The organism is Pseudomonas sp. S34, assembly GCF_009866745.1.
Classification (GTDB): domain Bacteria; phylum Pseudomonadota; class Gammaproteobacteria; order Pseudomonadales; family Pseudomonadaceae; genus Aquipseudomonas; species Aquipseudomonas jessenii.
On sequence record NZ_CP019398.1, the window covers coordinates 6,081,100 to 6,107,060 of the forward strand.

Consider the following 25,961-nt stretch of genomic DNA (forward strand, 5'->3'; position numbering starts at 1 on the left):
AAATGCTCACTGTGGAACCCAATCCACTGTGGGAGCGAGCCTGCTCGCGAAATGGTCGCCACGACCTTCAGACTCACCTGTAGGAATTGCCGCAACCTGCGCTCTTCAAGCCCGCAAGAATCCCGGCAACTTCCTACAAAGATCTCACTCCCCTTCCGATTGCGCAGCAAAGCTCCGGTTCCTAAGCTCACTCCCAACTGATTAGCCAGCAATGGGTTTAGCGACTCGAACAGCACCCGACGCACCGTGACCACGTTCGAACCAGAGATTTATTCCTTTCTCGAATTACGGCCGTGCATGGAAGACCTTCGGGCCTGCCAGTATTTCCGCAGGCTTCGGTTCGCCAATTCGCTCGAAAAAGTTTAAGCCCATGTTACATGGCTTAGATAATAGTTTGTGATGAGCACAACTTTTTAAATGGAATACTGTTAGCAACACCACAAGGAGCAACACCCATGAAAACATCCAAGTCTTTAATTGCCGCTTTCGCATTGACTGCATTTCACATAAGTTCAGCGGTCGCTGGGCCGTCTGTTACAGTCACATTCAAGAACCATGGAACACAGCCTGCTACGTACACCCCCATAACAAACAACGAAGCTATAACGAAAGCAAACGCATCACCTACTCCACAAGCGTCCGTGATTGCAAATGGCTCAGATACGTACGTCATACAAAGCCAGATATCACCTGATTACAATCATGCTAATTTGCGATATCAAATTGGCAACAAGACATGTATTTATTTAGCTACATTTGTGACTACTCCTGGCTTTGGTGCGAGTAAAATTCCAAAATGGAATAATACGGCCACGCCTAGTGGTGGGGCCGCCTGCACTATCAAGGTAACTAAAGCAAATCCGTCCACCTATGCCTGGTCAATAGTAATCACCATGAAATAAAGCATTTAGCGCCTTAATCGGCTTATAAGATCTTGCCAAAACATCAACATTTATTAGGCAACATATTATATTTTATGTCATCGAACAGGGAGTGGCAAAAAATGGTTAACTCACTAAACAATTTTGCAGCTAACAGCGGCCAAGCGCTGGCTGAAACAAAAAAATTGACAGCGACTCCCGGCAAAAACCCAGGCGTCAACCAAAGCACACCCCAAGTCCCATTTGGCAACGCACGAGATAGCAGTACCGTTTCCACGCTAGCGAGCCAATTGAGCGAAGCCTCAGTACGCGCACAGGCCCGGGATGCACGCCTAACTAGAACGGAACTGAGTTCGATGGCTAATAACACATTCAACGAATTGGAGGGCACTAATTATACTACCAACAAATCAAAATACGACTCTGAAGTTCCCGACACAGATAGTGCCACATTACTAGCGCGCGCCAAAAGTGCGACACAGTATACAAACGGACTCGGCAAAAATCCGTTTTCGGGGATGCCCATGGATCAGCTGGCTTTAATTACTTACGATGATAGCGGCACCTTTACCGTGAATGAAAGGCGGGCAGCACTGGAAGAGTCAGCCAAACAAGAATTTGCATGGCGACAGAAAGTGGTGGCCGAAGCAGAGTTTGAATATAACAGCACTGGAAAACTCACAAACTTCTCCCAAAGTGTCCTTGACCATTACAAGGGCTTGCCCCCGGTGCTGCAAGCACAGTATCCAAACAACTATGAAGCCAAACTTAAGCACTGGATAGATTTAGACTTCAACTACTTTACGAATGTCGCAGAAGGTAAAAAGAAGATGATTGCCGAGATCTTCGCCAGAAAAATCCTGGACGGCGATAATAGCTTGTTTGACGACACAACCTCTTCCAAACAAGCTGCCTCAACATAAGTTGCTTGATTTACACGCGAAATAAATGCGCAGGGGTGTGTCAGGCTGACTTTGCCAGCAGGTTTTACGACAGCTGCGCAGCCGAACTCAGCGTTTGGCTGATGTTACAGTGCGTGGCTTCAGCAACATTCTGCGAAAGTTTCCCTCCTATCCGACCGGACTCCACGACTACCCTTCAAAAACCCGCAGGAAGCGGCTCCCGTCATCTCAAGGAACGACCATGTCCCTCTCCATCGTCCACAGCCGCGCCCAGATTGGCGTGGATGCGCCCGCTGTCACCGTTGAAGTCCACCTGGCCAATGGTTTGCCGTCGCTGACGATGGTCGGCCTGCCCGAGGCGGCGGTAAAGGAAAGCAAGGACCGGGTGCGCAGCGCGATCATCAATTCGGGGCTGCAATTTCCGGCGCGGCGGATCACGTTGAATCTGGCGCCGGCGGATTTACCCAAGGATGGCGGGCGGTTCGATCTGGCGATTGCCCTGGGGATTCTCTCGGCCAGTGTGCAGGTGCCTACGTTGACGCTCGATGATGCGGAATGCCTTGGGGAGTTGGCGTTATCAGGTGCCGTGCGGGCGGTTCGTGGGGTCTTGCCAGCGGCGCTGGCGGCGCGCAAGGCCGGGCGCTGGTTGATGGTGCCGCGAGCTAACGCTGAAGAGGCGTGCCTGGCCTCGGGACTGAAAGTAATTGCGGTGGATCATCTGCTTGAGGCCGTTGCGCACTTCAATGGGCATACACCGATTGAGCCTTATGTCTCCAATGGCCTGCTCTACGCCAGCAAACCCTACCCCGACTTGAATGAAGTGCAGGGGCAACTCGCGGCCAAGCGTGCGCTGCTGATCGCTGCCGCTGGTGCTCACAACCTGTTGTTCAGCGGGCCGCCGGGAACGGGGAAAACCCTGTTGGCGAGCCGCTTGCCGGGATTGCTGCCGCCGCTGGCCGAAAATGAAGCGCTGGAAGTGGCGGCGATTCAGTCGGTCGTCAGTTGCTCGCCGTTGAGCCATTGGCCGCAGCGGCCGTTTCGCCAACCGCATCACTCGGCGTCCGGCCCCGCGCTGGTGGGGGGCGGCTCGAAACCGCAGCCCGGCGAAATCACCCTCGCCCATCACGGCGTCCTGTTTCTGGACGAACTACCGGAGTTTGATCGCAAGGTTTTGGAGGTGCTCCGGGAGCCACTGGAATCCGGCCACATCGTGATCTCTCGTGCCAAGGACCGCGTACGCTTCCCGGCGCGCTTTCAACTGGTCGCAGCGATGAATCCCTGCCCCTGTGGATATCTTGGCGAGCCGAGCGGCCGTTGCTCCTGTACGCCGGACATGGTTCAGCGCTATCGCAACAAATTGTCGGGGCCGCTGCTGGATCGTATCGATCTGCACCTTACCGTTGCTCGCGAAGCCACGGCACTGAATCCTGCGTTGAAACCCGGCGACGATACTGCCACCGCCGCCGAGTTGGTTGCCGATGCAAGAGAACGGCAACAAAAGCGCCAAGGCTGTGCCAATGCATTCCTCGATTTGCCGGGCCTGCGCAGACACTGCAAGTTATCCACAGTTGACGAAACCTGGCTGGAAACGGCGTGTGAACGGCTGACCTTGTCGCTGCGAGCGGCCCATCGACTGCTCAAGGTTGCTCGCACCTTGGCGGACCTTGAGCAAGTCGATGGCATCACCCGTGAACACTTGGCCGAGGCTCTGCAATATCGGCCGGCAACACTCTAGTCAGCATCACCCCTTGTTGAGGTCAACCAACGGCGTCTGCCGCACCTCAGTCTCCCGCCCACCCTGAATCTCGCTCACCTGCGTCAAGGCCTTATCCACAGCTGCCTTATCCGCCAACAAGCTGTAGCTGATGCGGAACTGCTTGTGTTCCTTCGGGCCAATCGTCGGCACCAGGTTCAATGGGCGCTGATATCGGCGGTTGTAGGAAAAACTCGTCCCCGGTTCCAGCCCCGTGACATAGCCCTGCCCCTGGGTATCGGTGTTTTTCCACAGGGAGAACACGGGCAGTGTTTGAGTATTGAAGCCGAGCGAAACCCCCAGGCTGCCGGCCTTGTTATGTAACACGGTCAACGTATCGCCCTTGGCATCGGCATACGGCACCACGTTATAAACCGTCTCGTCGTAGTCCTTGGTCGGTGCACGGTAGGTTTGCCAGTCCGGCAGATCGCCTTTGGCTTTGTCGTTGAACGGTGAGACCTGTTTCACCGGCGCGGCGAAGCGGGCGCCCTGTTCCAGGAACGACGTGCTGAAGTTGCTGTGATACAGCGCCTGGTATTCCTTCGGATAGTCACCGTTGTTGGTCAGGGTGTCGTTGAGGGCGAACGTTACGCTGCCGGGTTCGGTGACCAATTCGGTCGCCACGGAGAAGTCGACTTTCTTGAACGCCTGCTCTTTCAGCTCGCCACGCAGGCTGATGGCGTATGGCGGTTTTTCATCGATGTGCAGGGTGACTTTGTTGGCCGGAATGTTGGCGGCGCGGCCGTGCAGGGTCAGCAGTTCACCGTTGTCCATGCCGGGATGGCCGACCCATTCGTAGCCGCAGCGGGTGACCAGCTCATTGAAACCTTCCAGCCAGCCCAAGCCACCGCGGCCATTGAGTTCGATGAAGGACGGGTTGACCACTTCCTTGACCGGCGAATCCCAGCCCATGCGCACATTGCCGACCGAGGCCTGCAAGACGTTCATGCCGCGAGTCGGCACCACCGAGAGTTTCATCTTGCCGTTATCGATGTCGACGATGCTGACGCCCTCTTGCCGACCGCCGTGCAAGGTACGAAGTGTCACGGAGAAGGGTTGGTCGGTTTTCACACCGAGTTGCTGGCTGGTGATCTGCCAGTTTTGCGCGGCCTTGTCGCTGTCGAGCAGGACGTAATCCCAGGCCATGGCGTGGGAGGCGGACAGCGCGCCAAGGACAACGAGGAGTTTGAGCGGGGACATGGGGAAAGCCTTTCTTGGAGTTGTGCATTTTTTATAGCGCTGATGAAACGATTCAGCAAGCATAAAAAAGCTTACGCCCGAGCCTTCCCAAGCTAATTAAATTTGACCTTATGCAACCTCCGCACGCTTACGTTAGTCTCATAAGGTTTGAACCTCCGGCAGATTGACGGCGATATCATTATGACACTAATGTCGCCCGCTAAATGCAGGAGCAAGTACAGACACATTTGTCTGTCATTTTTGCGCAACGGATCGTATGGAGTTTGAATGCGCGGGGCACTATTACGCAGCGGTAAGAGCGGGTCATTCACTGCCCTCGGCGAAACAGGTCAACCGGTCTACCGAGCAGCCCTGCAATTGCGCGAAGCCATTCGCCGCAAGAACCCCGAGTTGGTCGATCATCTGGCCATCCCTCAAAGCGATGAACTCGGGAACCAGATCGATTGGTACAGCGCTCTCGACGGCGATGTGATTCCGTGGAGCAGCGCGACCGAAGAAGAACGTGCCCCTGCCCGCCGCCAGCTTGAAGCGCTGAAGACCGCGCTCGAAGAATTGAGCCAGCGTTTCCTGGGTACGGACTCCGCCGAACAGCCGCAAGGCGACAAAGCCGTGTTCGGTAAGCTACTCAAGCGCGTGATTCATTTCCCGGACGAAAACTTCGTCTACCTGGTGCAAGGCAAACCGGTGCTGACTTTCTGGGGTTTCGAGCATGCCGGCACCGGCAATGGCGATCCCCTGCACTGCCTCTATCAGGTACCACCCGCGTTCACGCTGCCACCCGAGGTCGAAGCGCCTGTTGTTCCGCCCGTTGTGCCGGTGGTTGCTCGTCCGTGGTGGCGTCGTTGGTGGTGGCTGTTGCTGCTGCCGCTCCTGCTGCTGCTTTTGTGGCTGTTGCTCGGCCTGCGAGGGTGCGTACCGATTCCGCTGGTGGCGGTAGATTTGCTGCCTGACGGCGTTGTGCCAGTAGAAAAACGACTGGAAGAGCCGCCACTGACCGGAAATGTCACGACACTCAACAACGTTCCGGTGACAGGCACCGTTATAGGCTCGACCACTGGAACCGGCACCGCCGTGACTGGAACGCATGGTGTGGAAACGCCGGCCGTCGAGGGTAACGAGGCTGACATGGCACCCGCCGACTTGACCAAAGACCCGGCCATAGACCCGGCAGCTGAAAACAAAACTGCGCCACCCGAAAACAAAACTGAGCCACCAGAAAACAAAACCGCGCCGCCGGATGTCACATCGCCCGAGGCAGAAAAACCCGCCGCTGCCAAACCCGGCCCGCCCCTGAGCATCCCGCCAGACGCCGTCGACGGTGCCGCCAAGTTTCTCGATGGACAGTACAGCGCAGGCGCCGGGATTCAGGATCGCCGAACCGGCAAACCGCTACGTCTGGAGTACCAACTCAAGGACGGTAAGGGCCAAGTCACCGTACATCAGGCCGACGGCTCGAAATGCAGCGGGCCGGTGAGCGCTACTATGAAGGGTGGCAGCCTGGCCATCGACAGCCAGGGCCAGGCCGTTTGCGGCGATGGCAGCACTTACGACATGCCCAAGGTCAGCTGCCGCCCAGGGGCGACCACGATCGCAGACTGCACCGGTGGTTACGGAAAAGAACAATTCCCCATGTCCATGCGGCAAGTGGCCGAATAAAAACGGAATAACCCGACATGTTGCCTGAAGTCACTCAATTCGAAGACACCGTCACACTGGTCAGCGACACCGGCATCCAGTTCATGGATTTCGCCCTGCGCCTGGATCCCCGCAAGGAACCGGCGGGCGAGTTCGCACCGATGATCAGCGGGCTGATCTGCCGCCTGGCGTACAACGAAGAGAAAGACTTCTTTTTCTACGAACCCGAACCGGAAAAGGTCGAAAAAGCCAAACCTGCGTTCAGCGTCGACATGAAAAGCAGCCTCGATTTGCTCGACGGTATCTGGCTGCCGATCCCGTTTTTCCGCTTCATGCCGCCGCATCGCTTCGACGAAGGTCCGACCAACTGGTCGCGCATGCGTTTGGTGAAATTGGCAACTCCTGACATCGACGGTAATACCCACCGCCTGACGATGGCTTTCGACAGCCGTGTGATGCCCAAACGTGACGGCACTGCCTATCTGGCGCCGAACGATGAAGACATCAGCTCCGGCGTGTCTTTCAAACTGGCGACCAAGGCTAGCGAAACCCGCTGGTTCCTGGCGCAGCCGTGGGTCAACGAGTGGTTGCTGGAAGTGTTCAATGAGGGCAATGCCCACCGTTCGCGCGCAGAGCTGGACATCGATATTCGCGCCAACCATCACCTGGCGCACTACCTCAACTTGCTCAGCCTGTTGAGCAAACCGTCAGCCGCCCAGGAGTCGAAGGCCCGGGCGAAAGTTGAAATCCCCGAGCTGAAAGTGGTCGCAAACGACAGCAATGGCCTGGTCAAACCCATACCGGTGGACCTGGTGCTGGACGTCGGCAACTCGCGCACCTGCGGCATCCTGATCGAAAATCACGGTCAGGCCGGCTCCGGACTGAAGCAGAATTATGTGCTGGAACTGCGTGACCTGATCACCCCGGAACACACCTATAACCTGCCGTTTGAAAGCCGCGTGGAGTTCTCCCAGGCGTACTTCGGCAAGGACCACTGCTCGGTCAAGAGCGGTCGCCACGACGCGTTCCAATGGGCGACGATTGCCCGTGTCGGCAATGAGGCCAGTCGTCTGGCCAGTCGTCGTCGCGGCACCGAAGGCTCCACTGGCCTGTCCAGCCCGAAACGCTATCTGTGGGACGAAAACGCCTATGGCCACGGCTGGCGTTTCAACTGCTCGTATATAAAGACCGACAATGAGCCGTACGCCACCGCCGCGCCGTTCTCGCACCTGATCAACGAAACCGGCGAGGCGCTTTACAGCCTCGAAGAAGACGATCGTCTGCCGGTGTTCATGCCGCGTTACTCACGCAGCTCGCTAATGACCTTCATGCTCGCCGAAGTACTGGCCCAGGCGCTGTCGCAAATCAACAGCCCGGCCCAGCGTTCGCGCCAGGGTCACACCCGCGTGCCGCGCCAGCTCAACAGCATTACCCTGACTGTGCCACCGGGCATGCCACAGGCCGAGCGCAGCATCCTCAACGAACGCATGCTGCAAGCCATCGGCCTGGTGTGGAAAAGCCTCGGCTGGCATGCCGGCGAGGAAGATCCACATCAGGATCAGGCCGTCAGCCCGCGCACGCCGATCCCGAGTATCCGCGTGGAATGGGACGAAGCGTCCTGCGGCCAGTTGGTGTACCTGTACACTGAGGTCAACGAGAACTTCGCCGGTCACCCGGAAGAGTTTTTTGACACCATCGCCCGGCCGGACAAGGTCGACCGCCAACGCATCACCCTCGCGACCATCGACATCGGCGGTGGCACCACCGACCTGGTGATCACCGACTATCGCCTCGACCGTGCGGGCAATACCGGCAGCGGCAGCAACGTGCACATCGTGCCGGAACAGCGTTTTCGCGATGGCTTCAAAGTGGCCGGCGACGACATCCTGCTGGACGTGATCCAGGACTTCATCCTGCCGAGTTTCGAAAAAGCCTTGCAGAACGCCGGCGTAAAGGCCCCGAACTCACTGATGTCACGGCTGTGTGGCGATGAATCGGTCAGCGCCCAGGACATGATCTTGCGTCAACAATTGAACCTCCAGGTGTTCGCCCCGCTGGGCCTGGCGCTGCTCAAGGCGTATGAGCATTACGATCCGCAGGTCCCGCAAGAAGTCATCCCGCAAAGCTACCGCCAATTGCTCGGTGACAATGCCATCAGCCAGACCGTGCTCGACTACGTCAATGTCGCCGTGCGTCGCGATGTCGGCGCTCAGAGCGGTTTCGACCTGTATGACGCGCCGATCAGCTTCGACCTGCAAAAGCTCCATGCCGCGTTTCTCAACGACCAGATCAACATCACCAAGATCCTTGGTGCGCTGTGTGAAGTGGTCGCGCATTACCCCTGTGATGTCTTGCTGCTGACCGGCCGCCCTTCGCGCCTGCCCGGCATCCAGGCGTTCATTCGCAAGCTGTTGCCGCTGCCACCGGGGCGTATTCTGGCGCTGCAAAACTACCGCACCGGCGGCTGGTATCCGTTTCACAAGAACGGCCGGATCGACGACCCGAAAAGCACCGCCTCGGTCGGCGCCATGCTCTGCCTGTTGTGCGCCAACCACAGCGTGCCGAACTTCTACTTCCGGGCATCGGCGCTCAAGCCGTATTCAACGGTCAAGCACATCGGCGTCATCGATCTGAACAACGTGATCAAGGATGCCGACGTGCTGTACCGCGACATCCAGTCCGAAGACTACAAAATCAAGCTACCGGAAATTGGCGTTGGCGACGCCGCCGACACACCGCAGCTGGAAATGCGCGGCGACCTGCGCCTCGGTTTCCGCCAGTTGGCCGCTGACCGCTGGGCTGCTTCGCCGTTGTATACCTTGCGGTTCACCAAGGCGGGTCGGGAGAAGTTTTCCCGGGCAACCGGTGAAAACGGCAGCGCCCCGCTGCTCAAGGTGCGGTTCGAGGTCAAACCGGCGGACAAGTACACGCGCAAGCAGGATCTGGTCAGCGACCGCCTCTCGGTTCGCGACATCGAATCCAACAGTAACAACGTCAACTTCAACCCGCGCAGCGACCTCGAGCTGGAACTCAACACCATGCTCGACGCCGGCCTGAGCGAGACCAAGTACTGGCTCGACAGTGGAAGTGTGAAACGCAAATGAAAGACCTGACCCCCGATCAAACTCAGCTCTCTGCCAGTTGGGCCGCTGTTTATGAAGGCGCCGGTCAGGCGCTGGACTGGATTGACCAGACGCGCGGCAATGCGCCGCGCCTGGACAGCGAAGCCGACAACCTGAACATCCGCCTGCACCGCGCCCGCAACCTGGCTCAAAGCCTCGGTCGCGTGGCCTGCACGCCGATGACCATTGGCTTTTTCGGCTTGTCCCAGGCCGGCAAGTCCTACCTGATTTCGGCCCTCGCCGCCGGTCAGAACGGTAAGCTGGAAACCGAGTTCGGCGATCATCGCCTGGACTTCATCAAGCACATCAACCCGGTGGGTGGTGGCAAGGAAGCCACCGGCCTGGTAACGCGCTTCAGCCGTCGGGCGACGGAAAGTCAGGACAAGGACTTCCCGGTAGAACTTACGTTGTTCAAGGAAATCGAGCTGGCGAAGATTCTCGCCAACGCCTGGTTCAAGGATTTCGACCTTGAGCGGATTTCCTACGAGATCGACGAGGAGCGCATCCAGCGCGTGCTCAAACCGTTCGAAGGTCGCGAAACCGGGCCGCTGCAAACGGGCGTCAACGCCGACGATTTGGTGTCGCTGTGGGATTACCTGCGCGACAATTTTCGCAACTCGGTGAAGAAGCTTGAGCACCTGTTCTGGCCCAAAGCGTTGCAGCTGGCGCCACGCCTGAATTTCCAGGAACGGGCCGAGCTGTTTTCGATCCTCTGGGGTGAACAAAGCGAGTTGACACGCGTGTACCAGAAACTGGCCGGCGCGCTGCACAAGCTGGGGCTGCCCGAGACCGTGTTCGCACCGTTGAAGGCCTTGGTGAGTTTCGACAACGACACCTACAGCCAGCGCGACAGCATCATGAACGTCGACATCCTCGAACGCTTCGGCAGCCCGCTGGACTTACCGATCGATGTTCGACCGCTGGTTGGCGATCGCCTGCAAAACAGTCAGGCGATTGCGGTCGCGCAACTGGCGGCACTGACCGCCGAAATGACCTTCCGCCTGATCGAAGCGCCGGTGGATGACATCGTCAATCAGGTCGACCTGCTGGATTTCCCCGGTTATCGCGGGCGCCAGAAACTGCACGAGATCGCCGATTCCAACGACCCGCAATCCAGTACCAAGGACAACTCCGTTTCCCAGCTGATCCTGCGCGGCAAGGTCGCCTACCTGTTCGAACGCTACACCGACAACCAGGAAATGAACGCACTGGTGGTCTGCACCAGTTCGACCAAGCAGAGCGACGTCAACGACGTGGGTCCGGTGCTGACCCGCTGGATCGAAAAAACCCAGGGCGCCGACTCGGCTGCTCGCAGCAAGCGCGATACCGGCCTGATCTGGGCGCTGACCATGCTCGACCTGCGCATTACCAACTCCCTGAGTCTGACACCCGATCAGTACGACGAGAGCTGGAACGGCATGGTCAAGCTGACCATGCTGGAGCGTTTCGGTAGCCTGAGCTGGATGAACGACTGGGCCGGTACACCGTTCCAGAACACCTACCTGGTGCGCAAGCCGCGTATGGATGCGGCGTTCATCGGGCAAGACGCAACCGGTGCGGAAACCGGCCTCAATGCCATTTATCAGGAACGTGTCAGCGCGCTGGGCACCAGCTTCGCCAGCAACGCTCTGGTGTGCAAACACATCAAGAATCCGGTCAACGCCTGGACAGAAATGCTGCGCAACGATGACGGTGGCATCAGCCACTTCAGCGGCAGTTTCAAAGGCGTGGCCAATATCGAATTTAAATTGCAGCGTATCCGCGAGCAATTGAGCGAATGCCTCGAAGGCCTGACCACTCACGGTCTGAGCACCTGGTACCACGCTGACGACGACGGCGCCGCAGCCGCCAAGAAAGCCAAAGCGCAAATGATTCTGACGGGCTTGGGCCGTCGCCCGGCGGTACTTGGTGAATTGATCGATCAACTCGACATACCGAGCGAAGAGGTGCGCGACCTGTACCTCAGCGGCGTGTACGAAACCGATGACGAGCCGGCCGTGAACGACGAGCCGGTCACCCCGACACCGAGCCAGAGCCTCTACGGCAATGACACCGGTTTCAATTTCGATTTCAGTGACGACCCGGGCCACGACGCGCCAGTCAGCAGCAAAACCGGCACCCCGGCGCCCGAACCGCAAAGCAACGAGCACCGTTTCGCCAAAGCAGCGTTCAAGGCCTGGATCGCGCACTTGCGTGAACTGACCACCCGGCAAAGCCTGCTCAACCTGCTGGGGCTGGAAAAGGCCTTGCTGGAAGCGGTGGTCGATGAACTGATCACCGCCGGCTATCGCCAGGATTTGCCGGGGCAACTGAGCCGCGCCGTCCTCAAGCGCGCACAAAGTGGCGCGCGGCGCGATCAACTGGTTGAGCGCCAGGTGCTGGAAGTGCAGCGCGTGCTGCGCGATTTCGTGTCCTGGTTCGGCTACCTCCAGAAACCGGTGAGCGAGCGTCCGAACAGCCGCGCCGGTGCCAAGGAGCCCTTGTTTTCGTTCTACACCGACATTGGCCCTGGACAAGTGCCTGTACTGCCGGTGCAACCGGCGAATCAGGCGCAACGGTATCTAGGCGACTGGCTTTCGGGCCTGGCCTACATCACGCAGGACAATGCTGGCCATGGTGCTGGACGTGAAATCACCCCTGAACAGAACGAACGGCTGGGCCAAGTGCTCACAGCCTTCGCAGCGAGATAAGCAATGCCAATTCGTGTCGACCTGCTCGCGTTAGAGCCCAATGTGCCTGGCCAGGCCCGCCTCACTGTGAAGAAATGGCAGGGTGACGAGGAACAGCTGGAGTTTTCCATTCAGCGCAACCAGGACGGTTTTTACCTTCAGGACCACAAGGCCTGGAGCAACAATCCATTCTGGTTCAAGGTCTCGCGTTTCAACCTCGCGGCCAACGGCGAAGCTTTGGAAACCCAGGTCGGACCGGACGTGGTTGACCCACTGCTGGAAGGCGGCGCCAACTCGCAATTCCAGATCGAACTGCGTGAACAGAGCCAAGGCCACGCCGACAAAGGCGTGGTTCGGCCAGGCGTCGGCTTGCTGCCGTCCACGGCCGGCGGCCAGACACGCTCGACTTACGGCGGTGCCGAACTGACGGCGCCGAGCGCACCGGCACCGGAGATCCCGGAGATCCCGGATTTGCCTGAACTGACCCTGTCCACCGCCGAGCCAGAAGTGGAGTTGGAATCGGTACTCACCGAGCGCGCCTATACGCCGCCTCCCGCACCGGTGAAGAAAAGCAACAAAGGTCTGATCGGCCTGTTGATTGTGGTGTTGTTGCTGGCGGCGGGCGCCGGATTCTGGTTCTACAAACGCACCCCAGCGCCTGCGGTTGCAGCCACTGCCAGCGCACCTGCCGGCGCCAATGCTCAAGCCTGCACCCTCGACAGTATGAACAGCCTGCCCGAGTTGACCTTCGTCCAGACCTGCATCAAGGCGGCACCCGACAGTGCCAGGTTGTTGGAGATCATCGACCAGGCCAAGGCCAGTAAACACTGCGGCGTCGCCCAGCGCCTGTACGCCAACCGTGCCCAGGCTGGTGACGTGCTGATCGCCAACGCCTATGCCCGTGAATACGACCCTAAATACCTGAAGGCCAGCGAGTGCTTCCCGGCTGCGGACAACGCCACCGCCGCCTACTGGTATGAAACCATCCTCATCCAGGACCCGAACAATGCCGAAGCCAAGCAGCGTTTCGAGGAGTTGCAGAAGTGATGCGTTCACCCATGAGTCGACTCCTGCTGAGCGGTGCCGCCTTGCTCGCGCTGTGCATCAGCCCACTGTCCCAGGCCGATGACAAACCGCTGATCCAGGCCGGTAAAAAGACCCTGTTCCAACGCGTGCTGACCACACCGGGCTGCAAAATCAGCTCGACGGCGGGCGGTGCCGAAGGTGAAGCACAACCGGTCTTCAGCCGCTTCTATGTGTACGAACGTGCGCAAGCGAACAATGCCGAATGGCTGAAAGTCGGTCCCGACAGTTATGGCAAAACCATTGGCTGGCTGCCTGCCAGCTGCACCACCGACTGGAAGATGCAGCTGACGCTGGCCTTCACTAACCCGGCCAACCGCGACCGGCTGCTGTTCTTCAAGGACCGCGCCACCGTCGAAGGCATCCTCGATGCACCGGACCCGGTCAGCAAAGTCGCGCCGCTGCGGGCCACGCTGAAAAAGGGCCTGCAAGCACCGGGCGTACTGGCTGAAGAACCTGAATACTTCGTCGACCTGCAAAAGCAGTTCTACCTGCTGCCAGTGCTCAGTGGCGAAGAAGTCATGACCGAAAGCGGTTTCCGCACGCGCCTGCTCAATGTGGCCTCCGTCAGCAAGCCGGATGACAAGAACGCCAAGGGCGGGGCTGCAAACAGCCCTGCCGGCAGCAAGGAAGCCGAAGAGAAAAAGGCCAACCAGCTGAAGGAATTCAGCGCGGCCGTGGTATTTGTCATCGACTCGACGATCTCGATGGACCCCTATATCGACCGCACCCGCGAGGCGATCCGCAAGGTTTACCAGAAGATCGAAGCGCAGAACCTCGGCAAGCAGGTCAAGTTCGGCCTGGTGGCTTTCCGCTCCAACACCCAGGCAGTACCGGGGCTGGAATACACCACCAAGATGTACGCCGACCCTACCAAGGTGAAAGACAGCGCCGACTTTTTCGCCAGGATCAAAGACCTCAAACAGGCTAACGTGTCGAGCAGCAGCTTCGATGAAGACTCGTTTGCCGGGGTCATGGAGAGCATCGACAAGGTCGACTGGAGCCAGTTCGGCGCACGCTACGTGGTGCTGATCACCGATGCGGGCGCCATCGAAGGCGACGACAAGCTGTCGAAGACCGGCTTGAGCGCTGCACAGGTACGTATCGAAGCCGCCAACCCGGGTGTGGCGATTTACACGCTGCACCTGAAAACCCCGGCCGGTGCCAAGGACCATGCCAAAGCCGAGGCGCAATACCGGAATCTGTCGACCTACCCGGGTACCAACACTTCGCTGTACTACCCGGTAAACGCAGGCGATGTGCAAGAATTCGGGCGCAAGGTCGACACACTGGCCGCAGCGATCACTACACAAGTCAAAGCCGCCTACATGGGCGAAGACGCCATCGGCAGCGCGGCGAACGCCAAGCAGGACCCGGCCGAGAAAAAAATGCTCGAAGACGCGGCGCTGATCGGCCACGCCATGCAACTCGCCTATCTCGGCGAGAGGACCAACAGCAAGGCCCCGCCAGTGTTCAAGGCATGGATCACCGACCGCGACCTGATCAAGCAGAACATTCCGACCACCGACGTGCGGGTGCTGCTGACCAAGTCACAGCTCAGCGACTTGAGCGACGTGATGAAGCAGATTCTCGATGCCGCCAACGAGGGCCTGATTTCGCCAACGGACATGTTCAATCGCCTGCGCTCGGTGGCGGCGACCATGGGCGCCGATCCCAATCAGCTCAAACAGAACAGCAATGCCAAACTGGCGGACATGGGCGTGCTCGGTGAATACCTTGAAGACCTGCCTTATCAGAGTGAAGTGCTGAACCTGGATGAAGAGACCTGGAAGAGCTGGGATGGTCTGGCACAAGAAAAATTCATCCGCACGTTGAACACCAAACTGCGGCATTACCAGCGTTACAACGCCGATGTCGACCGTTGGGTAGCCTTAGCCAAAGACAGCGATGCGCGGGACAACGTCTACCCCGTCCCGCTGGAAATGATGCCCTGACGAGACGCCGATGCTCGAAATCAAGAACATGCTGGTGCGCCGTGGAGAAGGCGCACAGGCTCATCACGTGCGACTGCCGCACCTGCGGATCGGCGCCGGAGAAATCCTCGCCGTCACGGGTGAGAGCGGCAGCGGCAAAAGCACGTTGCTCGAAGCCATCGGTCTGTTGCTCGCACCGGTAGAACTCGAGCGCTTCCAGCTGGGCCCGACGCACGCTCAGGATATCGCCCAACTGCTGGCCACTGACGATCAGCCTGCGCTTGCAGCGGTGCGTTCACGGCACTTGGGATTCATTTTGCAGAGCGGCGGCTTGCTGCCGTTCCTGAGCGTGAGAGACAACATCAGCCTGCCGCGCCGTTTGCTCGGGATGCAGGCGAAGAGCGATCACATCGACCACGCCGTTGACGTATTGCGCCTGCAAGGCTTGTTGGACAAACAACCCCAGGCCTTGTCGATTGGCGAGCGCCAGCGCGTCGCCTGCGTTCGGGCAATTGCCCATGAACCGCTGCTGCTGTTGGCCGACGAGCCGACCGCCGCGCTCGACCCTCATAGTGCCCGGCGTTTGTTCGAGTTGCTCCTGAGCCTGGTGTCGAGCATGGGTCTGAGTGCGCTCGTTGTATCCCATGACTGGGCCCTGCTGAAGGATTTCGGGTTGCCGCGACTCGGTGCTATCAACCATCTGGGAGAGACTCTGTTTGAACCGATGGACTGATCGCTTGCGCCTGCTGGGCTCACTGGCACTGCAAGACCTCTGGCACGACCGCAAGGTCTCGCTGTGTATCGCCGCTTCCCTGGTGGCGGTGATCGCGCCGTTGTTGTTGCTGTTCGGGCTCAAACACGGGGTGGTCAGCCAGCTGCAGGACGAACTGCTGCGCGACCCGCGCAACCTTGAAGTGAAGATGCTCAGCAACGGTAACTACGACGCAGCTTGGATCGAGCGTTTGCGCCTGCGCCCCGAGACCGGCTTTGCCCTCGGCCAGACCCGCTCGCTCAATACCCAGGCGGACCTGCTGATCGGCATGCAACGCTTTGTCGAAGGCGCGGAAATCATCGCCACCGAGCCCGGCGACCCACAGCTGAATCTGGCGTCCCTCAACCCCGTCGGCAATCAGGTGATCCTCAGCGCCAGCGCAGCGCAACGCTTGCAGGCCAAGGCCGGCGACAGCGTGCAGCTACGGGCCTTGCGCCGCCTGGAAGGTGTCAATGAACGCGGCGAGATGACGCTGACGGTACTGGCCGTGCTCGACGGTGCCCGCTTCGGTCGCGCGGCCGGGTTCGTCGCCCCGCCGCTGCTACTGGATCTGGAGCGCTTTCGCGACGGTTATCAGGTCAGTGAGTTCGGCGTTACCACCGGCAAGCCTCAGGGGAATCTACAACCGCTGTATGCCCGCGCCCGCGTGTATGCGCGCGACATCGACCAGGTCGCGCCGCTGGAACACTGGCTCAACGAACAACACATCGAAACGTCGAGCCGACTGGCCGACATCGACAACGTCAAAGCCATCAACCATGTGCTGGGGTTGATCTTCGGTGTGATCGCCATGGCGGCACTGATCGGCTGCGTGGCGTCCATGGTTGGCGCGTTCCTGGCCAACATCGATCGTAAACGCAAAAGCCTGGCGGTCCTGCGTCTGCTGGGCTTCAAGCGCAGGTCCGTCGGCGGTTTCGTGGTCCTGCAAGCGCTGGTGCTGAGTTTGGCCGGCTACGTGGGCGGGCTGGGGTTTTATACCGTGGGCAGTCATTTGTTCGACTCCCTGCTCGGCAGCAGCCAGGCCACCGGTACCTTCGTTTGCCACATCACGGTCTGGCACGGCGTTGCCGCCCTGCTCCTGACCTTTCTGGTCGCTGCCCTGGTGGCCATGATCGGCGCGCTGAGAGCCATCAACATCCAACCTGCGGAGAGTCTGCGTGAGCTATAAACGTTTTGGCTTGCTGTTACCCCTGAGCCTCGGCTACTTGCTCGACGCCTCGGCGGCGGGCTGGGAAGAGAAGTATTACAACCCGATGCCCGAGGCTGGCGACGTCGTGCTGCCGATGCCCTGCGAAGGTTCGATGGTGTTTCGCAAAGTGTTCATTCCGGTCGCAGGTCCCTTGGATGACTACCCGATCAACATCGGTCAGGACGGCGCGGAATACGGCTATGTCGAGCAGACCCGCCCGACCTTTATCGCCGGCAGTTTTACCGGGGCCAGGAACGACAAGTCCCGCTACTACCTGATGGCCAAGTACGAGATGAGTCAGTTGCAATACGCCGCGCTGACCGAAGCAACCTGCCCCACCGCTGCCACCAAAATGCGCTTGCCGCAAACGGCGGTGAGCTGGGTGCAAGCCATCGACGCCGCCGACAAGTACAACCTGTGGCTGCGCAAAAACGCCGCCGGCAAGCTGCCAAAGGAAGACGGCGCCCTGGGATTCCTGCGCCTGCCGACCGAGGTCGAGTGGGAGTTCGCCGCGCGCGGCGGGCTGGAAGTCGGTGCTGCTGAATTCCGCGACACGCACTACCCGATGCCAGAAGGCATCAACGCCTACGAGTGGTTCGCCGGGGCGCAATCGTCCAACGGCAAAGTGCAATTGACCGGCCTGCAAAAGCCCAACCCGCTGGGCCTGCATGACATGCTCGGTAACGTCGACGAAATGATGTTCGAGCCGTTTCGCCTGAACAAACTCGACCGCCAGCACGGTCAGGCCGGCGGCTATGTCGTCCGTGGCGGCAACTACCTGACCGCCCAGGCCGACCTGCGTACGGCATTGCGTAAGGAAGAGCCGTATTACAACGCCGAAGGCCAGGTGAAAAACAAGACCACCGGCCTGCGACTGGTGCTGGTCTCCCCGACCCTAACCTCTCGCGAACGGGTCGCCAGCATCGAAAGCAGCTGGAAGAAACTCGGCACCGGCAGCAAGGAAACCGAATCCGCCGACAAAGGCACCGTACAATCGCTGAACAGCCTCGCCTCGGGTGTCGAAGACAAAGCGCTCAAGGAAAAGCTCCAGGCCCTGGAGAACCAGTTGCGCGCCAGCAACCAGCAGCAGGAAGAAACCCGCGACCAGGCGATCCGCGCCAGCCTCAACCTGGGTGCGTTCCTGTGCACCAAGATGCTCGACGACGGCCAGTACGTCGACTTCCTGCAAAAGAACTACAAGCTCAACTGCGAAAGCGCAGACAAAGATGCCAGTTGCGACATGCGTAAAGGCAAGCTCAACGAGCAAAAGGATCGCCTGCACAAACTCAGCCGCTACTACGCCAGCAGCCTGGTGGAATCGGCTACCTTGTACGGCCAGCCACTGCTTGAATCGCAAGTCCCGGTGATGGAAGAAATCATCACCCGCAACAAACAGCTGCAAGACCTCAAACCTTACTTGCGCACCCACTGGGCCAATCAGAAGGCGTTCCTGCAAAAGCAGAAAATCGACACTGAAGCCTGGCTGACCAGCTGCAAAACCGTCACTCAATAACAACGCGTCAACACCGTTACGTAGGAGTTTCACCATGTCGCGCAGCCTTTGGACTCGCTTCAAGCTACAGATCGCTTTCGTAGTCGCCGGCAGCCTGCTAATGAGCGGTTGCGCCAACACCGGCAGCTCCATGTTGGGCGAAGGCGAAGGCGACGGTGCCGACCCGCGCCTGACCCAGGGCAATGACGCAGAGTTCTTCAGCAAGTCCGGTTACCAGGCCTGCGCCGTCGGCGCCGGTGTCGGCATCCTCGCTTGCGCGCTGTCCAACAGCAGCAACAAAACCGTGTGCGTCATCGCCGCCGGTATTACCGCGTGTGGCGTGGCCATGGGCGCGAACTATTACCTGGATCAACGTCGCGCCCAATACGCCGACACCACCACCCGCTTGGCGAAGATGAACAGCGACGTCGAACAAGACACGCAGAACGTGATCGCCCGGACTGCGACCGCTCAGCAAGTGATCAATGATGACAATGCGCAAATTGCCCAGATCAAAAAGGACATCGCCAACAAGAAAGTCGACAAGAGCAGGGCTCAGGCGCAAATCGCCGGGATCGACTCGGACATCGCACGCCTGCGCAAAGACCTTGCCAACATGCGTACCAAGGTCACCGAGTACAGAAAAGTGGCAGACGCCGAGCGTTCGCAAGGCACCAGCGCCGAGATCCGACAGGTGGACATGAACATTCAGAGAATGAACCAGAAAGTCGTCAGCCTGCAGAAGGAAGTCGACGCTCTGTACAGCCAACGCTCCGCAATCACCCTGGGTTAAGCACATGACGCTACGACAACTAATGGTCATCACTGCCGTCCTGGCCCTGAGCGGTTGCGCGACCCCGCCCGGCGAATGCGATGCAACCAATCGCGACAGCAGCCTGCTAACCAAGATGAACTGTGACTACTCCGGTGGTTACAGCGATCAGGTCAAGCAGAAGGAACTGGCCCTGAGCGAGTCCCGACAGCAAAACGCAATGTTCCGTCAGGTGTACGAGAACATTCAGGCCCAGCAGCTCAGCACCAAGACCGATCTGGCCAGCCAGCGGAAATCCCAGGCTGCGCTGAATCAGTCGCTGGCGCAACTGCTGACCTCGCTCAAGGCTCGGCGTGGCAATGAGGCCCAGGTGCAGAAGCAGATTGCCGACCTCGAGAAGCAGCTCAAGGCTTCGCAAGCGGCGCCAACGGCCAAATCAACACCCGCGACACTCGCGACCAAGCAGCAAGAGCTGAAAACGTTGCAGAAGAAGGTCAATCAGCTGCAATTCAGCCTCGGCTACGAAGAGTAACTTTTCACCCCGCAAGCGTCCCGATGGATGCCTGCACTTTTTCAGGAATCGTCGTCATGCAGCGGGTCATCAGGGATGCGCAAGCCACATCGGAGGGGATGAGTGCGCTGCAAGCCAAAGTCGCCCTCATCCAGAAACACTTTCCGCCGACCGTCGCCAGTCTGTTTGCTATCCCGCGGATGGGCAGCGGCGACGTGCTGGAATGGTGGACCGAACTGGGTGGCCAACCCACGCCTTATGCCGATCTCAACGAGGACGCGCAACGACGTTTGCTGGAAACCTATGAAGTGCGTCAGACGTCCCTCGGACAGCTGGCGGATGAACTGCAAAAACGCGGTCAACCGACGGAAGCGAATGACCTGCGCAGCCTGCTCGGTACGCCTGAGCTGGACAAACTCTACAGCCTCAACGGTGAGCCTTTGGTGGTGCGGTGGAACCAGCGTCCGCCCAAACCGATCGTGCCGCCAGTGGTGCCCGTCCTACCGCCGTCGCGTCGTGGCTGGTGGATCGCGGCAGCCTTGCTCGCGCTGCTGTTGCTGCTTCTGGCGCTCTGGCTCTGGTGGTTCCTGCACCGTGAGCCGGTTGTCGTGGTTCCGCCTGTAGCGCCTGTGGCACCGGTAGTGACGCCTGTTGAGAAACCGGTTGAACCTGTCCCCGAGCCTGTCGTGGAACCGGAACCGAAACCTGTTCCGGCACCAGAACCCACGCCAGAGCCGGTAGCGGAACCCAAGCCGGTCCCGCCACCAAAGCCGGCACCGGCACCGGAACCCAAGCCGACCCCGCCACCCAAACCGGTTCCACCACCAAAACCGGTAGTGGCTGCCCCGCCACCCGCCCCGACGCTGGACAACTTCGCATGCCGCAAAACAGCGCCGAAGTCAGAGGTCCCGCAGTTCGTGGTGGTGCTCGACACCTCGGGTTCGATGGATTTGAACATCAAGTCAGTGAAATCCGACGAGGACTGGTTCTTCGGTCCTGACATCAACAAGCTCCTGGACCCGAACCGCACCATGCGGCTTACCGCCAAACCCAGCCGCATGGACGTCGCCAAGGACTCGCTGGCCGGCATGATCAACGGGCTGGACCCGAAGATCGACACACGCCTGATCACCTTCGCCGGCTGCGAAAGAACACCGGACCAGGGTTTGTTCAAGTTCGGCGACCGCCCGCGGCTGATCAACGGGATTCGAGGCCTGGTTCCCGACGACGGCACACCGCTGGCCGACAGCCTGGCCCACGCGGCGAGTACGGTCGACGGGCGCAATAACGATGCGGTGATCGTGATGTTCGTCGACGGTGAAGACGGTTGCGGGCAGGACGTTTGCGCGGTATCCCGTCGAATCGCCAGGGAACAACCGCGCCTGCGGGTCAACGTGGTGAAAATCGGTGCTGGCGGCCCGTCACGCTGTATCGCTGAAAACACCGGAGGTCGGGTTTACAACAGCACCAATGCGGCTGAGTTGAGTAACCTGTTGAAACAGGCGAGCAAGGAAGTATCCAGCAATGCCAAGTGCGATTAGCTTGGGGACTGTTCCGACTTGCCCGCGATGATTCATCTCAAGTGCTCGACCGCCGGTAACTCCATGGCCCGAACCTCACCCAAAAGAAAATCGCTGAGGCGGCGCAAACGCTCGCCTCCGGGGCGGGTTTTCGGCCAGACCAGGAAATAATTCTCACCGCTGGCGACGGCTGTCGGCCACGGCAAACTCAGACGTCCCTGCGCGACATCCTCCGCGACCATCAGCAAATCGCCCATGGACACGCCGTAGCCACGGGCGGCTGCAATCATGCCCAGTTCCAGCGTGTCGAACACCTGACCGCCCTTGAGCGAGACCTGATCGGTCAGGCCCATGCGCTCCAGCCAGTTGCGCCAGTCACGGCGGTCCGGTGTCGGGTGCAGCAGCTCGGTACTGGCCAGGCGCGCGACGTCCCATGGTTGATCCTTCAGAAGATTCGGCGCGCCCACCGGAATCAGCTCTTCGGGGAACAGGAAAGTCGCCTCCCAGTCCGGTGGAAAATGCCCATTGCTGAGGATGACGGCGCAGTCGAAGGGTTCGTGGTTGAAGTCCACTGAATCGACGTCCATCCACGCACTGGTCAATTGCACTTCGTTGCCTGGCTGCAGATGACGGAAGCGACTGAGGCGCGCCAGCAACCAACGCATGGTCAGGGTCGACGGGGCTTTCATGCGCAGGATGTCGTCTTCGGCGCGCAAGGTATTGCAGGCGCGTTCAAGCGCGGTGAAGCCTTCGCGAATGCCCGGCAACAGCAACCGGGCCGACTCGGTCAGTTGCAGGTTGCGGCCACTGCGATGAAACAAGCGGCAGGCAAAGTGCTCTTCGAGCGTACGAATATGCCGGCTGACCGCACTTTGGGTAATCGACAGCTCTTCGGCCGCGCGGGTAAACGAACTGTGCCGCGCCGCCGCTTCGAATGCGCGCAGGGCATACAAGGGAGGAAGACGACGGGACATTGGGAAAGCTCCTACTGCGGGGTTCGCCTACCCTAGCAGAAACTCTCCAGCATGAGTTTGAATCATGCTATCCATCCTTTTTATCCCTTTGTGAAAACCGTGCAGAGCGCCGAGAATCGGTGCTTTCCTGTTCCCTTTTGATAATCGAGCGTGATGACCATGCAGCATCCAGCACGTACTGAACTCTGGGCCATCCTGCGGCTGGCGGGGCCGTTGATTGCCTCGCAGTTGGCGCACATGCTGATGGTCCTCACCGACACTCTGATGATGGCGCGCCTGAGTCCCGAGGCCCTGGCCGGTGGCGGGCTCGGTGCGGCGACCTATTCGTTCGTGTCGATTTTCTGCATCGGCGTGATTGCGGCGGTCGGCACCCTGGTGGCGATCCGTCAGGGTGCCGGCGATATTGTCGGGGCCACTCGACTGACCCAGGCCGGGTTGTGGCTGGCGTGGCTGATGGCGCTGGTCGCCGGTTTGCTGTTGTGGAACCTCAAACCGGTGCTACTGCTATTCGGCCAGACTGAAAGCAACGTCAACGCAGCCGGGCAGTTTTTGATCTTCCTGCCGTTCGCCCTGCCCGGCTACCTGAGCTTCATGGCCCTGCGCGGGTTCACCAGCGCCATTGGCCGTGCAACGCCAGTGATGGTCATCAGTGTTGGCGGTACGGTCGCCAACTTCCTGCTCAACTATGCGCTGATTACCGGCATGTTCGGCCTGCCGAAACTGGGGCTGACGGGCATCGGGCTGGTCACGGCGATTGTCGCCAACCTGATGGCACTGGCGCTGGCGTGGCACATTCGTCGGCATCCGGCTTATGAGGCCTATCCGCTGCGCCAGGGCCTGTCGCGGCTGAACCGCCAGTACCTGAAGGAGCTGTGGCGTCTGGGGCTGCCGATTGGCGGTACCTACGCGGTGGAAGTCGGGCTGTTTGCCTTCGCCGCGCTGTGCATGGGCACCATGGGCAGCACACAGCTGGGGGCTCATCAGATTGCCCTGCAAATCGTTTCGGTGGCGTTCATGGTCCCGGCAGGGATTTCTTATGCAATCACCATGCGCATCGGCCAGCACTACGGCGCCGGGCAATTGCTGGATGCGCGGCTGGCCGGGCGGGTCGGCATTGCCTTCGGGGCGGTGGCGATGCTGTGTTTCGCCATGGTCTTCTGGCTATTGCCAAACCAGTTGGTCGGTTTGTTTCTCGACCACAACGACCCGGCGTTTCGCGATGTCATCAACCTTGCCGTGAGCCTGTTGGCGGTGGCGGCATGGTTCGAACTGTTCGACGGCACGCAAACCATTGCCATGGGCTGCATCCGCGGACTCAAGGATGCCAAGACCACTTTCCTGGTCGGCCTGGGTTGCTATTGGCTGATTGGCGCACCGGCGGCGTGGTGGATGGCGTTCCACCTGGACTGGGGGCCAACGGGCGTCTGGTGGGGCCTGGCGCTGGGGCTGGCGTGTGCGGCGGTGAGCCTGACGCTGGGATTTGAGTGGAAGATGAAGCGGATGATCAAGCGCGACACGACGTCAGTGCAGCGTTTCGAGATTGCCCAGCCTGACTGAGCCCCCTGTAGGAGCGAGCTCGCTCGCGATGGTCGTCAACGATAACGCTGGTTGGCAGGTGCCCCGCGGGGTTCTCAGGTTTATCGCGAGCAAGCTCGCTCCTACAGGGCTCTGTGGCAACCTCAGCCCACGATTTCCAGCATCGGCTGCTGATTGCTGCCAAACGTCAGATACTCCACCAGTTCGGCCAGCGGCAAAGGCCTGCTGATCAAATACCCCTGCACCTGATCGCATTCAAACCCACGCAGCAGATCCAGTTGCTCCGGCGTTTCCACGCCTTCTGCGACCACCTCGAGGTTGAGGTTGTGCGCCAGGTTGATCATCGCGTGCACCAGTTTGCGGTTTTCCTCACGCTGCTCCATGCCGCCGACAAAGCTCTTGTCGATCTTCAGCAAGGTGATCGGCAGGCTGTTGAGGTGCACGAACGACGAGAACCCGGTGCCGAAGTCGTCGAGGGAGAAGCGCACACCGAGGCGCCCGAGGGCGTCCATGGTCTGCTTCACCAGATCGCTGCGACGCATCACGGCGGTTTCGGTCAGTTCGAACTCCAGCCACTGCGCCTCGACACCGCGCTCGGCAATCAGACGACTGAGAGTCGAAAGCAACTGGCTGTCCTGGAATTGCCGGAATGACAGGTTGATCGCCATGTGCAACGGTGGCAATCCCAGCTCGAGCAGCGCCTGCATGTCGCGCAAGGCCCGGGAAATTACCCAGTACCCCAACGGCACGATCAGACCGCTCTGCTCAGCCAGTGGCACGAACTCGCTCGGAGGCAACAAACCGCGCTCGGCATGGCGCCAGCGCACCAGGGCTTCAAGGCCGACGATCTGCCCGTCTTCGAGGTTCAGCCGTGGCTGGTAATGCAGCTCCAGCTCATCGCGGCGCAGTGCCCGACGCAGCTCGGTTTCGAGGTCGGCGATGCTGCGGGCATTGCGATTGATGCGCTCGTTGAAAATGTGAAAGGTGCAGCCCTGGGTGCTTTTGGCCTGCTGCATGGCGATATGTGCATGCCACATCAGCGGATCCGCACCGGCCTGGGCCCGGGCGTAGGCAATGCCCAGGCTGGAACCGATCAACAGGCTTTCGCCATCGACCCAATAAGGCTCGGCCAGTATTTCGCTGATGCGCTCGGCCATCCACTCGGCACGCTGGGGAGCACGACGGGTGTCGATCAGCAGAGCGAATTCATCACTGCCCAGGCGCGCCAGTTGATCGCCGGCCTCAAGCTGACTCTTGAGCCGCGCCACCACTTGCAGGATCAGGCGATCACCGGCCTGATGGCCGAGGGCGTCGTTGGCATAACGAAAGTTGTCGAGGTCGAGATGACCGAGGGCCAGACCGCGACCGTCGTTTTCCGCCAGGCGCGCCGTCAGCAGAGTCTGGAAGCCCTGGCGGTTAGCGATGCCGGTCAGCGGATCTTGCTCGGCCAGACGTTGAAGGGTGTTTTCCAGAACGCCACGTTCGCGCACATGGCGTAGGCAACGGCGCAACATGCCGGGATCGAGATGATCGCGCACCAGCCAGTCACTCACGCCGTCGGGCGGGATCAGCGGCTCATGGTCGAGCAACAACACCGTCGGCAGGCTGCAACGACCCGGCGCCGGCTGAAGTTGCGGGATGGTCAATAACACCGCGCTGCGGTTGTCATCGAACAGGCTGCTGACCGACTCCCAACTCGGCGCGCTGATGAGCACGGCCGAGCTCCCCATAGGAGCCAGACACTCGCGCAACAACGCTGCCCACGCTGGCTCTTCGGCCAGTAGCAGCAAACGCAAGGGTTCGACAGGCGTAGACAAGCTAGCTCCCTAGACTCTGCAAAGATGTAGGCGACGGGCATTATGCCGTTCCGATGACCAATGACAATGACATCGGTGAGCAAAACGAGACCTTTGTATCCGGAAATACGAACATTAGCCGCAAATTCGTTGCGCATCCTGCGTGAAAGTAACAAAACCGGCAATTACAGATAGCGTGGTACGTCACAAGTCGGACAGA

The 25,961-nt window shown here is 59.7% G+C and carries 18 protein-coding genes; 15 read left to right on the forward strand and 3 right to left on the reverse strand.

Annotated elements, in window-relative coordinates:
• Positions 1–455 precede the first annotated feature (455 nt).
• From PspS34_RS27390 to PspS34_RS27400, 3 genes are all read left to right on the forward strand, one after another.
• Positions 456–902 carry a hypothetical protein gene (locus tag PspS34_RS27390; protein WP_159390372.1) on the forward strand — a complete coding sequence of 149 codons (447 nt, stop codon included), beginning with the start codon at positions 456–458 and terminating at the stop codon, positions 900–902.
• A gap of 101 nt (positions 903–1,003) precedes the next feature.
• On the forward strand, positions 1,004–1,804 hold the full coding sequence (locus PspS34_RS27395; protein WP_223509027.1) for a hypothetical protein: 801 nt from the start codon (positions 1,004–1,006) through the stop codon (positions 1,802–1,804).
• 220 nt (positions 1,805–2,024) lie between these two features.
• The gene (locus PspS34_RS27400) at positions 2,025–3,518 is read left to right on the forward strand and encodes a YifB family Mg chelatase-like AAA ATPase (RefSeq protein ID WP_154860904.1); all 1,494 of its coding nucleotides are present in this window, start codon (positions 2,025–2,027) and stop codon (positions 3,516–3,518) included.
• 6 nt (positions 3,519–3,524) lie between these two features.
• Here the strand turns inward: PspS34_RS27400 and PspS34_RS27405 are convergent, their stop codons facing one another.
• A complete protein-coding gene (locus tag PspS34_RS27405) occupies positions 3,525–4,736 on the reverse strand; it encodes an aldose 1-epimerase family protein (RefSeq protein ID WP_154860903.1) in 1,212 nt (403 codons plus the stop codon).
• Positions 4,737–5,003: 267 nt separating this feature from the next.
• Between PspS34_RS27405 and PspS34_RS27410 the strand changes: the two genes are divergently transcribed.
• Genes PspS34_RS27410 through PspS34_RS27460 form a run of 11 tightly spaced genes read left to right on the forward strand, consistent with a single transcriptional unit; the run spans position 5,004 to position 21,456 of the window.
• Entirely contained in the window at positions 5,004–6,392 is a 1,389-nt protein-coding gene (locus PspS34_RS27410; protein WP_154860902.1) for an SrfA family protein, read from the forward strand.
• Between the two features lie 17 nt (positions 6,393–6,409).
• On the forward strand, positions 6,410–9,475 hold the full coding sequence (locus PspS34_RS27415) for a virulence factor SrfB (RefSeq protein ID WP_102669372.1): 3,066 nt from the start codon (positions 6,410–6,412) through the stop codon (positions 9,473–9,475).
• A complete protein-coding gene (locus tag PspS34_RS27420; protein WP_159390373.1) occupies positions 9,472–12,183 on the forward strand; it encodes a virulence factor SrfC family protein in 2,712 nt (903 codons plus the stop codon). Before PspS34_RS27415 ends, PspS34_RS27420 begins: the two co-directional genes overlap by 4 nt.
• Before the next feature lie 3 nt (positions 12,184–12,186).
• On the forward strand, positions 12,187–13,209 hold the full coding sequence (locus PspS34_RS27425) for a hypothetical protein (protein WP_154860900.1): 1,023 nt from the start codon (positions 12,187–12,189) through the stop codon (positions 13,207–13,209).
• Entirely contained in the window at positions 13,209–15,200 is a 1,992-nt protein-coding gene (locus tag PspS34_RS27430) for a vWA domain-containing protein (RefSeq protein WP_174245560.1), read from the forward strand. Before PspS34_RS27425 ends, PspS34_RS27430 begins: the two co-directional genes overlap by 1 nt.
• A 10-nt stretch (positions 15,201–15,210) precedes the next feature.
• Positions 15,211–15,912: an ABC transporter ATP-binding protein gene (locus PspS34_RS27435; RefSeq protein WP_154860899.1), complete on the forward strand. Its 702-nt coding sequence runs from the start codon at positions 15,211–15,213 to the stop codon at positions 15,910–15,912.
• The gene (locus PspS34_RS27440; RefSeq protein WP_090452132.1) at positions 15,896–17,119 is read left to right on the forward strand and encodes an FtsX-like permease family protein; all 1,224 of its coding nucleotides are present in this window, start codon (positions 15,896–15,898) and stop codon (positions 17,117–17,119) included. Before PspS34_RS27435 ends, PspS34_RS27440 begins: the two co-directional genes overlap by 17 nt.
• Positions 17,109–18,653 carry an SUMF1/EgtB/PvdO family nonheme iron enzyme gene (locus tag PspS34_RS27445; RefSeq protein WP_154860898.1) on the forward strand — a complete coding sequence of 515 codons (1,545 nt, stop codon included), beginning with the start codon at positions 17,109–17,111 and terminating at the stop codon, positions 18,651–18,653. Before PspS34_RS27440 ends, PspS34_RS27445 begins: the two co-directional genes overlap by 11 nt.
• A 34-nt stretch (positions 18,654–18,687) precedes the next feature.
• Entirely contained in the window at positions 18,688–19,425 is a 738-nt protein-coding gene (locus tag PspS34_RS27450; protein WP_057712765.1) for a hypothetical protein, read from the forward strand.
• 4 nt (positions 19,426–19,429) lie between these two features.
• Complete coding sequence (locus PspS34_RS27455; protein ID WP_154860897.1) at positions 19,430–19,936, forward strand: hypothetical protein; 507 nt, start codon at positions 19,430–19,432, stop codon at positions 19,934–19,936.
• 56 nt (positions 19,937–19,992) lie between these two features.
• Positions 19,993–21,456 carry a VWA domain-containing protein gene (locus PspS34_RS27460; protein ID WP_154860896.1) on the forward strand — a complete coding sequence of 488 codons (1,464 nt, stop codon included), beginning with the start codon at positions 19,993–19,995 and terminating at the stop codon, positions 21,454–21,456.
• Between the two features lie 32 nt (positions 21,457–21,488).
• Here PspS34_RS27460 and PspS34_RS27465 read toward each other — a convergent pair whose 3' ends face one another.
• The gene (locus PspS34_RS27465; protein WP_154860895.1) at positions 21,489–22,409 is read right to left on the reverse strand and encodes a LysR substrate-binding domain-containing protein; all 921 of its coding nucleotides are present in this window, start codon (positions 22,407–22,409) and stop codon (positions 21,489–21,491) included.
• Positions 22,410–22,568: 159 nt separating this feature from the next.
• On the opposite strand from PspS34_RS27465, the gene PspS34_RS27470 reads away from it, so the two are divergent.
• Positions 22,569–23,966 carry a NorM family multidrug efflux MATE transporter gene (locus PspS34_RS27470; RefSeq protein WP_150814535.1) on the forward strand — a complete coding sequence of 466 codons (1,398 nt, stop codon included), beginning with the start codon at positions 22,569–22,571 and terminating at the stop codon, positions 23,964–23,966.
• 122 nt (positions 23,967–24,088) lie between these two features.
• On the opposite strand, the gene PspS34_RS27475 is transcribed toward PspS34_RS27470, so the two are convergent.
• On the reverse strand, positions 24,089–25,762 hold the full coding sequence (locus tag PspS34_RS27475) for a bifunctional diguanylate cyclase/phosphodiesterase (protein ID WP_150814534.1): 1,674 nt from the start codon (positions 25,760–25,762) through the stop codon (positions 24,089–24,091).
• Positions 25,763–25,961 lie beyond the last annotated feature (199 nt).